At 64.1% G+C, this 15,599-nt stretch carries 15 protein-coding genes; 9 read left to right on the plus strand and 6 right to left on the minus strand.

Translation table 11 applies throughout. From position 1 onward, the window contains the following. Positions 1 to 17: 17 nt before the first annotated feature. Together AB4Y81_RS12970 and AB4Y81_RS12975 are read right to left on the minus strand one after the other, a co-directional pair. Positions 18 to 941, minus strand: a complete 924-nt coding sequence (locus AB4Y81_RS12970) for an ATP-grasp domain-containing protein (protein ID WP_441996038.1) — start codon at positions 939 to 941, stop codon at positions 18 to 20. A gap of 11 nt (positions 942 to 952) precedes the next feature. Further along, positions 953 to 2,500: a sigma-70 family RNA polymerase sigma factor gene (locus AB4Y81_RS12975; protein WP_441996039.1), complete on the minus strand. Its 1,548-nt coding sequence runs from the start codon at positions 2,498 to 2,500 to the stop codon at positions 953 to 955. Positions 2,501 to 2,649: 149 nt separating this feature from the next. Here AB4Y81_RS12975 and AB4Y81_RS12980 point away from each other — a divergent pair, with 149 nt between their 5' ends. Next, entirely contained in the window at positions 2,650 to 3,423 is a 774-nt protein-coding gene (locus AB4Y81_RS12980) for a hypothetical protein (protein ID WP_055976873.1), read from the plus strand. 234 nt (positions 3,424 to 3,657) lie between these two features. After that, entirely contained in the window at positions 3,658 to 4,485 is an 828-nt protein-coding gene (locus AB4Y81_RS12985) for a DUF1684 domain-containing protein (RefSeq protein ID WP_441996040.1), read from the plus strand. Between the two features lie 23 nt (positions 4,486 to 4,508). Here the strand turns inward: AB4Y81_RS12985 and AB4Y81_RS12990 are convergent, their stop codons facing one another. Then, positions 4,509 to 5,780 (minus strand): acyl-CoA dehydrogenase family protein, encoded by a 1,272-nt coding sequence (locus AB4Y81_RS12990; protein ID WP_441996048.1) that lies wholly within the window; start codon positions 5,778 to 5,780, stop codon positions 4,509 to 4,511. Continuing rightward, complete coding sequence (locus AB4Y81_RS12995; RefSeq protein WP_039239682.1) at positions 5,780 to 6,571, minus strand: SDR family NAD(P)-dependent oxidoreductase; 792 nt, start codon at positions 6,569 to 6,571, stop codon at positions 5,780 to 5,782. Before AB4Y81_RS12995 ends, AB4Y81_RS12990 begins: the two co-directional genes overlap by 1 nt. A 92-nt stretch (positions 6,572 to 6,663) precedes the next feature. Between AB4Y81_RS12995 and AB4Y81_RS13000 the strand changes: the two genes are divergently transcribed. Then, a complete protein-coding gene (locus AB4Y81_RS13000) occupies positions 6,664 to 7,830 on the plus strand; it encodes a glycoside hydrolase family 76 protein (RefSeq protein WP_441996041.1) in 1,167 nt (388 codons plus the stop codon). On the opposite strand, the gene AB4Y81_RS13005 is transcribed toward AB4Y81_RS13000, so the two are convergent. Beyond that, positions 7,827 to 8,441, minus strand: a complete 615-nt coding sequence (locus tag AB4Y81_RS13005) for a YdeI/OmpD-associated family protein (RefSeq protein WP_441996042.1) — start codon at positions 8,439 to 8,441, stop codon at positions 7,827 to 7,829. The two genes, AB4Y81_RS13000 and AB4Y81_RS13005, sit on opposite strands and share 4 nt — an antisense overlap. Before the next feature lie 84 nt (positions 8,442 to 8,525). On the opposite strand from AB4Y81_RS13005, the gene AB4Y81_RS13010 reads away from it, so the two are divergent. The 6 genes from AB4Y81_RS13010 (at position 8,526) to AB4Y81_RS13035 (ending at position 14,262) form a co-directional block, all read left to right on the plus strand. After that, positions 8,526 to 9,239, plus strand: coding sequence for a hypothetical protein (locus AB4Y81_RS13010; protein WP_441996043.1), 714 nt, complete (start codon positions 8,526 to 8,528; stop codon positions 9,237 to 9,239). Between the two features lie 78 nt (positions 9,240 to 9,317). Further along, complete coding sequence (locus AB4Y81_RS13015; RefSeq protein WP_018778016.1) at positions 9,318 to 9,857, plus strand: NUDIX hydrolase family protein; 540 nt, start codon at positions 9,318 to 9,320, stop codon at positions 9,855 to 9,857. 73 nt (positions 9,858 to 9,930) lie between these two features. Continuing rightward, a complete protein-coding gene (locus tag AB4Y81_RS13020; RefSeq protein WP_441996044.1) occupies positions 9,931 to 10,974 on the plus strand; it encodes a DUF6707 family protein in 1,044 nt (347 codons plus the stop codon). 61 nt (positions 10,975 to 11,035) lie between these two features. Further along, positions 11,036 to 11,743, plus strand: coding sequence for an SRPBCC family protein (locus AB4Y81_RS13025; protein ID WP_210077436.1), 708 nt, complete (start codon positions 11,036 to 11,038; stop codon positions 11,741 to 11,743). Between the two features lie 50 nt (positions 11,744 to 11,793). Further along, complete coding sequence (tgt, locus tag AB4Y81_RS13030) at positions 11,794 to 13,104, plus strand: tRNA guanosine(34) transglycosylase Tgt (protein ID WP_441996045.1); 1,311 nt, start codon at positions 11,794 to 11,796, stop codon at positions 13,102 to 13,104. A 228-nt stretch (positions 13,105 to 13,332) separates the two neighbouring features. Next, positions 13,333 to 14,262, plus strand: a complete 930-nt coding sequence (locus tag AB4Y81_RS13035) for a type IV toxin-antitoxin system AbiEi family antitoxin domain-containing protein (protein ID WP_079581575.1) — start codon at positions 13,333 to 13,335, stop codon at positions 14,260 to 14,262. A gap of 143 nt (positions 14,263 to 14,405) precedes the next feature. Here AB4Y81_RS13035 and AB4Y81_RS13040 read toward each other — a convergent pair whose 3' ends face one another. After that, entirely contained in the window at positions 14,406 to 15,110 is a 705-nt protein-coding gene (locus tag AB4Y81_RS13040) for a queuosine precursor transporter (RefSeq protein WP_018778021.1), read from the minus strand. Positions 15,111 to 15,599: the final 489 nt, after the last annotated feature.

The raw sequence follows: 15,599 nt of genomic DNA on the forward strand, positions 1-15,599 counted from the left end.
TGCCGGACTGCAATCAGTCACACGGCTCCCCGGAGCATCTGCCCGGCCGCGTACTGCCTCATGGCGTGCTCCAGGAGCTCGGGCGCGTAGGCACTGTTGGCACCAAAGCGGGCATTGACTTCCAAAACCACAGGGCGCCCGTCAGGCATTCGACGGATGTCGATGGCAGCGGCGCCCGTGAGCCCCAACGCCTCAGTCGCTGCCGCTGCCGTCCTGGCCACGTCCGGTGCCATCGACGCTTCCAGTCTCTTGAGCGGGACCACGTTGTCCGAACGTCCGCGGGTGAGCTTGGATTTCTCCAGGACCACCACAAGGGTGTCGTGGTCATGGCTTGCTCCATCTCTGTGAACCATTGACGCGTATCCGGTTCCGGAGGCACAGCGTTGAACAAGCCAGGAGTCATCCAGGGAACGCCAAAACCGTTCGGCGTTCCGGCCGCCGTCGCTGTGTCTTTTCAACACCCGCGCCTCCCGGCCACCACGCGAAACCCTTGGCTTCACCACCAGGCATCCGCCCATCCTGGCCATGGCCTCGTTCATGGAGCTGAAGTCCCCCGGCAACCCGAAATCGGGAACTCCCACCCCCGCGGTGGCAAGGCATCCCATCGTCAGGTATTTGTCGTGCGCGATGGACATCGGAGCCGGATCGGCGATCAGCACCTCCACCCCGGGTGCGAAGCCTTCCCGGGCAACCGAGGCGGTGAGCAGCTCCGCGTTCACCGTAGGGATGACCAACTCGATCCCGTGGGCCGCCACGAGTCCGCGCAGCTCCCACAAATACGCCGGTGCGTCGACTGGCGAAACCACTGCCAAAGCATCTGCCGCCGAAGCGTGGACCCGCCGCATGTCAACGCCCAAAACCCAGTGTCCTTGGTCCCGCAACTGACGGGACAAAGAAAGCCCGGCCGAACCGCCAACGCCTGTCACCAACACCCGCACCATCGCAACTCCCCTCAGTACTCGCAGGCAAAGTTGGCCGGCGTGAGCCCCGTGCCGCTGAGGGAGTACCTGAGCACTCCGCCGGTATTGGGCACTTTGGGGGCGGACTCCAGATGGAAGTGGAGGTCGCTCCTCTGGACTGAATCCGTTACACAGGAGACAGCATTGGAACTTGCTGCCGAACACGACCAACCATCAGGAGCCGCAACGGACCTGGCTTGGATCAGGTCACCGTTTTCCAGCGCAATGACGACTTTGCCATTACCCAGGGGTTGTGTGCCTGACGCGGTGAAAGCGATATCCCAGCTTGAAACGCTGGAAGTCTTCGCGCCGTTCCGATCCGTCGTAGTGACCCATTTCGCTGAACCGCCGACAACGGCCAGCGACGGCGAAGGCGGCTTGGGCGCGGTGGCGGCGGACGGCGTCGGCACCGGAGCAGGCGTCGCCACCGGTTCAGGGGAAGTGACGGGTACCGGTTGCTCTTCCACGGGAGCAGGGGCAGGTGTGGGCGCGGTAGTGGGTGTAGGTGGGGGCGGGGGTGTGAAGGGCCATGGACTGGGATCCACATGCACAGCGCCGGTTTCAAGGGCCCGGGGCTCCAATGAAGCATCGGGCGAAATGAGGTCGACGATTCCCACGGCACCGAGCACCAATCCAACGGCGGCAGCAGTGGAGAGTGCCATGACCGCCGGCTGCGCAAGCGCAGGCACGGCAAGGAAACCCTTGACCGGCAGAATCCCGCCCAGCATCCCAAGTCCGGCACCTTTCCCCACCCATGCTGCAAGCGGGATGCCCGTGATCAAGGGCAGAAGGACGGCACGCATGGTTCCTTGGACATCGTTCAGCTCGGCGAGGGCTGCCGTGCATTTTGCACAGCCGCGCAAGTGTCCGCGGACTTTGGCCTCGGCACCGCTGGAGAGGCCGCCGCGAATGAAGTAGCCGAGCTTCGTGACAAACTCCGCGCAGGCGCCCTCGGCTTTTTCGTCAAGGTGGAACTGCAGGTACTGTCTCCGCAGACCTTCACGGGCTCGTACAGCCAAAGCGGAAACGGCGTTGGCCGACACTCCCAGTATTGGCGCAACAGCCGCCGGTTTCATGCGTTCAACGTCCAGGTACCACAGGACTGCCTGCCACCGTTCCGGCAATGAGCGGAACGCCCGGGCCACCGTGCTCGACTCGAAAGCCTGGACGGCGGCATCGGGCTCGGCCATGGTCTGGTCCAGCACCGAATCATCCCCGCTGGGAACAACCCTGCTGCTCTTACGATTCTGCTGATGCGACAACCGGGTCACCGTGGACAACAGATATGCCCGGAAGAATGTGTCCGGGCCTTTGCCGGCCACCAGGCTCTGAAGAACTGATTGGAAGGCCTCGGCCACGACATCTTCAGCATCGCTCGGATTGTCCACATTGCGCTTGGCAACGGTGGAGGCAATGGCTACGTGCCGCTCATACAGGTGGTTAAAGGCCGACATATCCCCGCTGCGGACCAGCTCAATCAGATGTCCATCGTCGTTGACTCCGCGGTTTGATTTGTTGCTCGAGCGTGACCGCCGTGCCATCTAAGCGCCCCCAAAACGTAATGAACCCTGCCCATACATATGAAGTGGGGGTCGCCCGGGAGTCGTGACGCGAATTTGTCCACAATGTTTACCAACGATCTCTTGGAGCTGTTTCGTCACGAAACGCCCGAAAAGTGCACTGCTCGAATATGACATCGTTCCGCACAAAATCACTGGGCGAATGCACCTTTGCGCGGCACCTTCTGCTGCGCAGATGGCAAAGCACCAGCTATCAGGCCGGCTGGCGTTTCCGCTCGGATTGGTTTCAGCCGGAGGTCCGCTCCGTGGTGACATCCCTCGCCACAAGCGCGGCGGTTCCGGCAACCTCAGCAAAATCCCTGGGCGCCGCCAGAGCGAGGAACGGCGTGAGCATCGGCGAGACCATGACGGATTTCAGGGCACTTTTTACTGCGGCCAAACAATCCCTGGACATCGATGCCCTCCAATCATTGGCAGAAGGCTGGGCGGAAGTTGCTGAGACGGCCCCGCCCATTTCCTGCACCGACGTGTACACGGGCCTGGCCAGCAAAGCCCATTTTCAGCGACGCATCCATGAAGTGTCCGGGATCGCCACTGAATGTCAGGGGGCACACGCACTGGCCGTCATCTCGGTTCCCGGCCCGCAGGAAACCCGCAGTCATTGCTGGACGTTGCTGGCCCTCATAGGGGAGGTCGTCAAGGCGCAACTGGGTGGAACAGGCGCCACAGCCATGTACTTGGACTCCGCTGTCCATGTTCTCTTTCCGCTCAGTGAAGGCAACCTCGCCCGGGTGATGAAATGCAGAACAGCCATGGAGGAGGTCGGTGACGGCGCCCTCAGGCCGTCGCGCATCAAGTTCTATCCACTGGCAGGAGGTACGGCGGCAGTATCAACGGCCGTCCCCTCCAAAGCCCCGGTGGTCTCTTTCTTCGAATCGAACTAAGACCCCGGGTTCCATCGCGTCATGAAATGCGCGGTACGGCCACTCACCCTCTGATGGATCGTTCCCGGGCTCTCCGGGGATCGACCATCAAACGCGGCTCGCGCTGGCATGGGTTGGGGGCCAGCGCGAGCCGTTCCAACGCCGTGTGCCGGAGACAGGAATTCGGGGAATGCCGCAGCCCGGTGCATGGTTGAGGAAAGTGCACCAACGCCCCACGGCCAGCCAAGGAGAGCCATGAGTTCATCTGCCACAGCAACCGACCCGCGGATCGCCCGATGGGAGCGGTTCCGTGAGGGCCGTAACTCAGCGCTTTCCACAGGGCATGGCTGGCTGACCCTGACCTCCTTCCAGTGGCTGGCCGAAGAACCGTCCGAGGTTGAGCTCGCGCCCGGGCTCTGGTCCACTGACGGAACAACAGCATTTCTGACTGCCAGCGCCGCAGACGGCCTCACATTGGTGGCCAGCGGTGACAAGGTGGACGGCACCATCAGCGCGGTCTTGGAAGACGAAGAATCCCTGATGTGGGTCCAGTACGGAGGCGCAGACGGCAAGCAGGTAGTGGTTGAGCTGGCCATGCGTGCCGACAAGTACGCCATCCGGACCCGGGATGACGCATCTCCGGTCCTGACAGAGTTCACGGGCGTGCCGACCTACGACTACAACCCTGACTGGGTGGTCACTGGCCGCTTCGAGCCGTATGAAGAACCCCAGGACGTCCCCATCGGAACGGCCAACCCCCTGGTGGACGGCGTGCACCGCTCCGTGGGCGAGGTTGTTTTCCATGTCCCCGGCATTGGGCACGGGATCCGGCTCCATGCCGAGGCGGAGAAGCTCGGCGCGCTCAACGTCACGTTCCACGATGAAACCAATGGCGACACAACGGACGAGTGGCGCAAGGTCTTCATTCCCCGGCCCCGGCCTGACGGCTCGGTGGTGATCGATTTCAACCGTGCCATCAACTACCCCAGCGCCTTCACCCCATACGGCACCTGCCCCATGCCTGTCCGGGGAAATTCGATCGATGTCCGGGTGGAGGCCGGTGAGAAGGTCCCCCAGGCCTAGGCAGCCCCGGCTCCGGCCTGGGCCTAGGCGATAGCAGAAACGCCCGTCACGGCGCGGCCAACGATCAGCGAGTTGATCTCATAGGAGCCTTCGTAGGTGTAGATTGCCTCGGCGTCAGCGAAGATCTTGGCCATTCGGTAATCGGTGACGATGCCGTTCCCGCCCAGGATGGAACGGCCCCGCGCCACGGTTTCGCGCATCCGCGCACTGCAGTAGGCCTTCGCGAGCGCCACTTGGGCCATATCCGCACCACCGTGCCGGAGACCCTGCGCGTCAGTGAAGATATCCTCCTGCAGTTGGGCTATGCGGACCATCATCCCCATGCTGGCCACCGCGTTACCGAGCATTTCCACCAGGTGCTGCTGGATGAGCTGGAACCTGGCCAGCGGCTTTCCAAACTGCAAGCGCTCGACGGCGTACTGCCGGGCGACGTCGAAGGCGGCCAACTGCTGGCCTACCGCCTGCCAGGCGACCATGATGCGGGAGCCGCGCAGAAGGTGGTTGGTGTCGGCAAAGCTGCTGATGCCTGAGAACCTGTCTGCCTCGGCCACTTCCACGTCCCTGAAGACGATGTCGGCGTTCTGCACGGTCCGGAGTGCGATTTTGTTCTCGATCCGGCTCCTGGTGATGCCGGGCAACGAAGCGTCCACGATGAATGCCCGCACGGCTCCGTCGGCTTCGTCCTTGGCCCATACCAGCATGTAATCGCAGAACGTCCCGTTGCCGATCCAGCGCTTGGCGCCGTTGAGCACCCAGTAGTCGCCGCCGTCGGACGCTGGGCGTGCCACGCGGCGGGCCCTGGTTTCCATGCCACCGGCGACGTCGGAACCGTGGTCCGGTTCGGTGAGCGCAAAGGCGCCTGTGGTGCGGAGGTTCGAGGCGTCGTCGAGGTAGCGGTCCTGCTGGGAGTCGCTGCCGAAGTCGTACAGGGACTCGACGAAGAGATCGTGGTGGACCATGAAGAAAGTGGCGATCGAGGTGTCGACGCGCGTCATCTCCGCGATGACCAGGCCGGCGAAAAGATGGGTATACCCCCGCTGGGCCGGCGCGCTGAGCCGCAGCGCGGCTAGCTTCGGCAGGATATGCTCCGGAAATTCCGCTTTCTCCCACCATTGCCCGGCGTACGGCGCGATCTCGGAGGCGAGAAACGCCCGGAGTTCGTTGAGTTTCCGCTGTTCCTGGACGCTCAGGAGCGACTCGAAGTCGAAGAAGTCCGCTGTGGGAAGATCCGCTGCTGACGCCTGGGTGCCACCTGAGGATCCCGCCGTTACCGGTGTGCCGCTGTAGTCGCCCATCATTTGATGCCCATCCGGATGGCCCCATCCAGGCGGATGGTTTCACCGTTCAACATGGCGTTTTCCACGATGTGCGCGGCCAGGTTGGCGTATTCGGCGGCCCGGCCCAGGCGTGCGGGGTGCGGGACCTGCTGGCCCAGCGAGTCCTGGGCCGCTTGGGGAAGTCCGGCCATCATGGGTGTTTCAAAGATGCCCGGGGCAATGGTGTCCACCCGAATCAGCGAGCGCGCCAGCTCGCGCGCCAGCGGCAGCGTCATGGCAGCCACCGCTCCCTTGGAGGCGGCGTAGGCGGGCTGACCGATCTGGCCTTCGAAGGCCGCCACGGATGCGGTGTTGATGATGACGCCGCGTTCGGGACCACCCAGCCCGGTGGTCACCGGTTCTGTTTCCACCATGGCAGCAGCTGCCAGCCGGATCACGTTGAACGTGCCGATGAGGTTTATTTGGATCACTTTGTTGAAGGTCTCCAAGGGCAGGACGCCGTCCCGGCCGAGGACCTTTCCCGGCGTTGCGATACCGGCGCAGTTGACCACGATGCGCAGCGGCCCCAGTGATGTCGCCGCGTCCACGGCGGCCTGGACCTGGGCCTCGTTGGTGACGTCCGCAGGAGCGAAGACCGCCTTGCCTCCGCTGCTCCCGGCGTTGAGTTCCGCCGCGTAGGCCTCGCCGGCGGACTGGGGCAGGTCCAGCAGGACTACTGATGCTCCGGCGTCGAACAGGCGCTTTGCGGTGGCAGCGCCCAAACCTGAAGCTCCTCCAGTGACCAGTGCCACCGTGCCGTTGATGTCCATCCATCCTCCTTGATGCAGAACCCAAATCCGTTAATGCATGTTAACTGGAATTGTGAGCCAGTGCACACCCGGTCCCCGGATAGGCTGTTCCCATGCCCGTGCACGATGCCCTCGACAACCAACCGCTCCCCACCCCGGATGATGCCGATTGGGCCGGCCGCGCCGACCAGGCAGCCCGTTCCGTGACCCGCAGCTTCGGGCGGCGGCTGCTGTTCCTGCCCGGCACGCACATCGGCGCCATCAGGATCCCGGGGAACACGCTCCGCAGCCTGCTGGGCCCCTGGCACTACTGGTGGCAGGCACATTATGTGGATTGCCTGGTGGACACGGGTCGCCGGGAGCTCGCCAGGAAAACAAGGTTCGACGGCGGGTCCCGCCCGAGCGCCGGAAGGCTCGCTTCCCGGCTGGTCACCACTATCCGGCTAAGGAACCTGTTCAGGTTCGAGAACCACTACTACGACGACATGGCATGGCTCGCCCTCTCAACGCTCAGGCTCGAAAGGCTCGCGGAGGAGACCCGGAAGCCGGGTCGCCGGCGCAATGCTTACGTCCAAAAACGATTGACGCTGCAGTTCGATTCTGCGTCCACTGATGACCTGGGCGGCGGGACGTTCTGGAGTACCAAGAGGGACTTCAAAAACACACCTGCTACCGCACCCGTGGCCCTGTATTTCGCCCGGACCGGCCGCCGCGAGCGGGCACAGGCCCTGGTGGGCTGGCTCAATTCCAGGCTGCTTCATCCCGAACGCGGCGTTTATCAGGACGGGATCCGGATCAGGAACGGTGAACCCGTCCTGGAGGAAGCCGTGTACACCTACAACCAAGGCCCGGTTCTTGGGGCGCTGCTGGAACTCGGCGGCCCGGACAACCTTGAACGGGCAGCGCAGCTGGTGGCGGCCACTAACCGGGAGTTGACGGTTCCCGGCACCCGGGTGATCCGAGGCGATGGAACCGGCGACGGCGGCCTGTTCACCGGGATCCTGGTCCGCTACCTCGCTTTGGCGGGACGGGACGAACGGCTTCCCCTGGAGGCGCGCACGGTTGCCCGCGAACTGGTCCTCGCCACCGCCGGGGCCTTTTGGACAGGCCGCCGTGAAGCACCGGAATTGGTGCGCGGCACGCCGACAGGACACACTCCGTTGCTTTTCTCCCCCAACCCCCTGAGTCCGGCGACCGAGACCTATCCGGCGGGTGCCGCCGTCGAACTTTCCACCCAACTGCAGGCCTGGATGACTTTCGAGGCCGCCGCCACGCTTTAGCCGGCGGGCTTCGGGGGTGTTGCCGGCTTTTTCTTTTGCGGATAAGGCGTTTCGTGGCGGGACAGCATCTCCACGAACCCGGCGATTTTGCGCGCCCGGGTATCGGCCCGCTTGACCAGGTTGGTGCGGTGGATCAGGGCGAAGCGGTTCTGGGACGTGAGGACGTCGAACATGGCCTGTGCTTCGGGAACTTCAGCGATGGCAGCGGCGAGGTCGTCCGGAACCACGGAGTCGGCAGGGCCGGCGTAGGCAGCCTCCCAGCGGCCGTCGGCTTTCGCAGCGTCGACGGCGGCGCGGCCGGCGTCGGTCATCCTGCCCTCGGCTTCGAGCCGGGCAATATGGCCCACATTCCGCGCGGACCAGATGCTGCGGCGACCCCGCGGGGTCATGCGCTGGAAGTAGCTTTCGGCGTCCCGGCTCCTGGACTGCCCGTCGATCCAACCGAAACACAGGGCCTCGTCCAGGGCGGCGTCGTAGTCCAGTTCCGTGACGTTGCCGCCCTTTTTGTGCAGGATCAACCACACGCCAGGGCTCTCTGCTGCGTGTTCAGCCAGCCAGGCGCGCCAGGCCGTGCCGTCTTTGACTACCAATTCCTCAAGCTCAATGGGCATGGTCCCATTCTGCTGGTGAAAGGGCGGGACCCGATACGGGCACGCGGAATAGGCTTGGAACGACGCCCAGAACCTGGAGGACCAATGTTGCGCGCACGCCCCATCCATTACACGTCCCGTCCGGAACAGTGGTCCGTACTCATGCGGGTTCTGGGTTTGGTGGTGACCGTCGAGGACGGTGACTGGTTGGAGTTCGACGCCGGTTCCGGGCGCGTCGCCCTGGGGCGTGTGGAGCACGGACACCCCTTGGATGGCAGCACGGTCTTCAGCGTCGAGGCAGGAGACCTGGAAGAGTTCGCGCGGCGTACCGACGACGACGGCACGCAGGCCGAAGTCCACCATGGCCCCGACGGGCCTGCCGTCCGGATCTCGTCGGACGACGGATTCGAGTTCTTCGCCTTCCCGGCCACGCATGCCGCTGATGGCTCCTGGGCCACGTCCGCCGACGCTGATCCCGCCCTCACTGTCGTGGCGACCTGGGTCAGCCCGCTGGTGGCCCTGGCCGCCGGCGACCTCCGGAACATCGGCGCACGCCCACGCGCCGACGACGACGAATCGGCCTCCTTCACCACAAAGAACGGCGGCGTCCTGCGGGTTATCCACGGCGCGGACAGCACCAACGGCGACCTCGCGTTCGAATACGACGGCGACCTGGAACCCTTGCTGGGACGGCTGAAGGCAGCGGACATCGAGGCGAGGATCAGCGAGGACGTCCTGTACGTGGCCAATCCGGATGCCGTGGGCGGTTCCGCGCCGGCGTCGATTGTGGTGGAGAAGGCCCCCGGCTCCCATCCGTAATACAGCCGAGAGCGTAACGGCCCCGGCAACCGGAATGCCTCCACGGAACTTCGGCCGGGGATGCGGTAGAACTTAACCATGAGCGTACGTACACCGGACCCGTATCCAGGCTGGCTTTCTGATGAGGACCTCTTCGAAGCCCGCGGCCGCCTCCCCATGGTCTACGTGGAGGCCGTCCCCGTCCGGCTGGATCCGCTCGGATACGTAAACGAGGTTGGCACGCTCCTGCAGGGCGACGCCGATGGCAACATGGTGCGCTACCTCGTCTCCGGCCGCGTCCTTTACCGCGAAACCATCCGCGCGGCGCTTCTACGGCACATGGAAAAGGACCTCGGTCCCCTGGCCTTCCCGCAGCTGCCCATCAGCCCGGTCCCCTTCACGGTGGCCGAATACTTCCCGGCGCCGTCCCAGACAGGCTTCACGGACGACCGCCAGCACGCCGTCTCCCTGGCCTATGTCATCCCGGTGACCGGAGAATGCGATCCGCGCCAGGACGCCCTGGAACTGACCTGGATGACGCCTCAGGAAGTGCTGAGCGAGAACGTCCAGCAGGAATTCGACGGCGGCCGGGGCAACCTCGTGCGGCAGGCTTTGGCATTCTCGGGCGTGATCCTGTAGCGGGTCCCGGCCCCGGCAGCAGCGCGTCTTTGTAGACTGGACGGCGGACCCCAAGAGAACCAAAGGACTTCCGATGACTCACAGCCCAGCCACACAGCAGTACAGAGAGAAGCAGGCTGGGGACCTGCGGCCCGGGGATTTTGTGTTCCCACCCGGTGACGGGCCGGCCCAGGAAATCGTCAGTATCGACGTCGAGAACGATGACTACGGCGTTGCCGCTTTGCTGCGCCTGGCAATGGACGACGGCGGCACGGTGCGGATCGCTGTCGGGTCCAGTGTTCCTGTGGGCGACGGGGCACCGGCCGACTCAAGCGCGGACGCCGGCGACGCCGGCACGGCCGACTCGCCCGGGCCCGACTCCGGCACCGCTTCCGAAGCCGACGCCGACGCTGCGGACTCCAGCACCTCCTCCGAAGCCGACGCCGATGCTCCCGCCGGACCCGCCGTCGTCGTGCCTCCACGCCCGGAAACGCCGCCCGCCTACACCGGACCGAGTGCTGAAGAACTCGCGCTCATTCCCGAACCCGAAGGAACCCCGGAAGCTGTGGTGAGCGCCGCCGCGGCCAACCACAAGGGCAAAAACGGCGTGCAAGTGCTCGCAGACCGGCTCGCGAAGGGCATCAACACCAAATCCGGAAGCTGCCTCCGGGACCTCAGCAACCTCGCATTCGATCTGTGCATTGTGCTGCGGGATCCGGACCACGCTTTGGAGGTCGCGGATCTGCTGAACGTTCTGCCGTTCGATGGAAACCTGGACCGGTGGGCGTCGATCGAGCGTGCTTTGGCGTTGTCCAGTTTCATCTGCCGCGAGGCCGGCCAGCCTGAACGCGCCGCCGTCTACGAGAAGCTGCTCCGGGCACCGGAGTCCCAGGAAGAGGACCCGTTCAAGGCCCGGATCAACGCCAGGGTGCGGCAGCGCTCGCTCAACGAACCCAACCTTTATGACAAGGAAATCTTCCGCGCGATCGACAACGGCAACCACGAAGCCGAACGCGAATGGCGCTTCCTGCGCCTCGAAGCGCTGATGTTCCTGCGCGCCCACGGCGGGTCCAAGACCATTGGCGAGGACGAGCTGGCCCGAAGGATCGCAAACGAACTGGAATCGGTCCGCGCCTAAGCCGTTTTCCGGGAAATTCAAGACCTGTTATGTGGGCGCCAACGGCGGTAGATTCGGGGCCATGACGAACAATCTGAGCGTTGTGGTTAATGCCGATGCGCAGCAGGTTTGGACCATGCTGCGCGAACCGTCGTTGGTTGCCCAATGGCACGGTTGGGAAGCCGACGATCTCGCCGACGAAATCAAGCAAATCTACTTCAACACGGACGTTGTGGAAGGACCCGATCACACCAGCCTCACCGTCAACGGCGGGGACATCTTTGAACTCCACCCCGTCTCCGGCGGCACGGAAGTAAGAATCACCAGGGTCGCCCTTGACCACGATTCCGAGTGGGCTGACTGGGACGAGGACATCACGCAAGGCTGGCTCACGTTCCTGCACCAGCTGCGCTTCGCCCTGGAACGGCACCCGCACGGGCACCGGCGGACGCACTTCGTCTCGCTGCCGGGCAAAGGCGGCCCCGCGATCGAGAAGCTGGGGCTCGGAGATTTGCCGCCCGTTGGGGAGGAGTACTCGCTCACCCTCGCGACGGGTGAGAAGATCTCCGGCAAGGTCTGGTTCAAGAGCCGGCACCAGGTTGGCCTCACCGTCCACAGCTACGCCGAGCACGGGGATGGGCTATTGATCGTCGCCGAGCAGCTGCCAATTCCGGAGAAAAGGCCCGACGGCGGCTCCATGGTGATTGCCTCCACGTACGATCTGGGGGCCCACACCTTGGCGGACATCCGTTCGTCGTGGGACAACTGGAAAGCTGAAAACTACGGGTAGTAGCCTTACCCGGGCAGGTTACCCACGGTAAAGCTGGCACACTTGGTAGCGTGCCAGCTTCAGTTCCTGCTCCTGCTTCTTCCCCTGCGCTGCCCGGTTTGTCCGACCGGCAATCCGAGTTCTCCTTCTCGGTGGGCACGCGCCTGACTGAGACGTGCTCGCCGTCGGACGCTCAAGTGGACGCCAACGGCGGCGCCTTCCTGGGCCGCACCGGGACCATCACCACGCCGCACGGGACCATCCAGACGCCCGCGTTCATCGCCGTCGGGACCAAAGCCACCGTCAAAGCGGTGCTGCCTGAGTCCATCGCCGAGCTCGGCGCCCAGGCCGTCCTTGCCAACGCCTACCACCTGTACCTGCAGCCCGGGCCCAAAATCCTCGACGCCGCCGGCGGGCTGGGCGCGTTCATGAACTGGTCCGGGCCCACCTTCACCGACTCCGGCGGATTCCAGGTGATGAGCCTGGGCTCGGGGTTCAAGAAGGTCATCGACATGAAGAACGTGGATTCTTCCGGCCCCGATGACGCCGTGGCTCCCGGCAAGGAGCGGCTGGCGCACATTGACGATGACGGCGTCTGGTTCAAGTCGCACCTGAACGGGGACCGGCACCGCTTCTCCCCCGAGATCTCCATGCAGGTTCAGCACCAGATCGGCGCGGACATCATGTTCGCCTTTGACGAGCTCACCACGCTGCAAAATTCGCGGCCGTACCAGGAAGAGTCACTGGAGCGGACCCGTTTGTGGGCGCTGCGGTGTTTGGAAGAGCACGCTTCACTGACCGCGTCCCGCGTGGGCAAGCCGTACCAGGCACTGTTCGGCGTGATCCAGGGCGCCCAGTATGAGGACCTTCGCCGCAAGGCTTGCCAGGACCTCGGTGCCATGCCCTTCGACGGCTACGGAATCGGCGGTGCGCTGGAGAAGGAAAACCTGGGCACGATCGTCCGCTGGTGCAACGAGGAACTTCCCGAGGACAAGCCGCGGCATCTGCTGGGCATCTCCGAGCCGGACGACATCTTTACGGCCATTGAGAACGGCGCCGACACGTTCGACTGCGTCTCCCCCACCCGTGTGGCCCGGAACTCCGCGTTCTACACTCCGTTCGGGCGCTTCAACTTGTCGGGAGCCCGCTACAAGACGGACTTCGGACCCCTCCAGGACGGCTGTGACTGCTACACGTGCGTGAATTACTCCCGCGCGTACATCCACCACCTGTTCAAGGCCAAGGAAATGATCTCGGCAACGCTGATCTCCATCCACAACGAGCGGTTCGTGGTGAAGATGGTGGACGATGCCCGCCTTGCCATCGAATCCGGGGACTTCTTTGAGTTCAAGGCCGAGACGCTGGGGCGCTACTACTCGTAGGCCGGGGTTGCGCTCGCTCCCGGCCCGACGCCCGCTGGCGCGCTCCCGCTGGCGCGCCGAGATCGCGGGACCGGTGCCAAATCGCTAGTCCGGTTCCAAATCCCTGGAGCTGAGCCGCGACCTCGCACAGCTCCCGCGTCGTCGGCATGACTACAGCGATCTCAAGCGTTTTCCACATAGCGGCAGCAGGGGCTGTCTTGGGGCGGACGCGCGGCCAAGGCTGGTTACATGAGCCAGAAACTTATGCCGACCCTCCCCCAACTGGGAACACTGTGGCGCACACAGCAACTCAACGAACTGGGACTTGGTTCACGCGCAATCGCCGGATTGGTCCGGAGGGGTGAGCTTCTCCGTGTACGCCGGGGATGCTACGTCCGAAAGGCGGCGTGGGACAAACAGCCCGTCGACGCCCGCGGTAAACAACTGATTCACGCGCATGCTCACGGAACGCTCGTCACGTCCAAAGGGGACTTCGTCTACAGCCATACTTCCGCGGCCCGCCTGCACGGCTTGTTCCTATGGAACGTGGACCAGCTGATCCATGTCATTCTTCCCACCAACCCCTCCAGCGGCCGGCTTGGCAAGGATGTCCGCGGCCACAGGCTGCGGTTGCCGGCCTCCCAGATCGTCACCGTGGAGTACCTACCCGTAACGGACCTGGAACGAACGGTGGTGGACTGTGCCATGACCCTGAGCTACCCGCAGGCCCTGATCATCATGGATCATGCGCTTCGGCTCGGAGCCGACAGGCTTCTCATGATGGCGTGCGCCGGTGCCTCAACGGGACGCCGAGGAGTCACGACCCTGCGGAGATGCTTGGCCAATGCTGACCCCGCCTCCGAATCCGCAGGTGAGACGCTGTGCCGTGATCTCCTCCAGCGGCTCAAGTTGCCGATGCCCGAGTCGCAGGTAGAGGTGCAAAGCCGGGTCGGCCGCTACCGGATGGACTTTGCGTGGAAGAAGGAGAAGGTGGCCCTGGAGTTCGACGGAGAGGTGAAGTACTTCAAGTACGCCCGTACGGATCGTGTGATCTTCGAGGAACGACGCCGGGAGAAAGCACTCGTCGAGGACGGCTGGTTCTTTATCCGGGTGGAGTGGCGGGACCTGTTTCAGGAGCAGGAGTTCAAAGCGCGCGTCCTGAAAGCCCTCCGTCGGTGAGCTCAACGCCGGCCGCGAGGACCGCCCTCGTGCTGGTTCGCGAGATCGCCTGGACTGTGCGGGAAGGGGGATCTGTGCGAGATCGCCGCTCGTGTCCGGCGATCTCGCACAGCCCTAGCGTCCGCAGCGCTGTTCCGGCGAACTCAGCTAACTCCGTAGCTCGGCTCGCGCTTCTTGATCCAGCCGACGACCAGCACGGTGACCGGCACGAACAGGAACTCCACGGCGGTCTTGTAGACGAAGCCCACCAGGACGTAGTTGACGAACGAGCCGGCGTCGGTGATGCCGATGACCGACGCCGCGATGCTGCAGAAAATCAGGGTGTCCACGAACTCGCCCACCACCGAGGAGCCCATGAGGCGGGCCCACAGGCTCTTCTCACCCGTGCGTGCCTTCATCTTCACAAGGATCCACGAGTTGATGGTCTGGCCGGCCAGGAAGGCAAGCAGCGACGCGAGCACGATCTGCGGCACCGGGCCGAGTGCGCCCTCGATGGCGGCCTGCTTGGCGGTTCCGTAGTCGTCGTTGAAGCCGGGAAGGATGATGATCACCCAGTAGCAGAGGGATGCGAACACCGAGAGGGCAAAGGAAGTGATGATGGCCTTGCGTGCCACTTTGAAGCCGTAGACCTCGCTCATGACATCGCCCAGGATGTAGGCCAGCGGGAACAGGAAGAACCCGCCATCGGTGATGATCGGTCCGAGCACCACACCCTTCGAGGCGCCGATATTGGACAGGATCAGCACCACGGCCATGACGGCAAGCATGATGCCGAAGTACGGTGATCCGATCGAGGCGAAGCGGGGTGCAGGCTTGCTCAGCGTGCTGGAGCCGGAGGGCGAGGGCATGGGTCATCCATTTCGTAGTGGTTCGCGCAGGCATCCTGTTCCGAGGAGCCCCGCTGTATTAGCACTGGGGTGGTGGGGCATGCAGCCGGCACCTCCACCATTCTCCCACCCCCTACACCCCAACCCTCCCTCACACCCCACCCCCTACACCCCAACCCTCCCTCACACCCCACCCCCTTCAACCAAACCCTCCCTCACACCCCACCCCCTTCAACCAAACCCTCCCTCAGCCGCACAAGAGCGAAAGCCCAGACGTCGACACCCAGCCTGGGTGCCGACGTCGGGCCTCGCGACTCACCGACAAGCGGGCAGCATCAGACTCCCGGTGATTCGGTCAAACCCAGATCACACCCAGCTCAAACACGCGGGATGTGGGGAATCGACCAGCTCAAACACSCGGAACGTGARGAAGCGACCAGCTCAAACACSCGGAACGTGAAGAAGCGACCAGCTCAAACACCCGGAACGWGARGAAGCGACCAGCTCAAA

It is taken from the genome of Paenarthrobacter sp. TAF1 (assembly GCF_052113825.1).
In the GTDB taxonomy this organism is placed as follows: domain Bacteria; phylum Actinomycetota; class Actinomycetes; order Actinomycetales; family Micrococcaceae; genus Arthrobacter; species Arthrobacter nicotinovorans.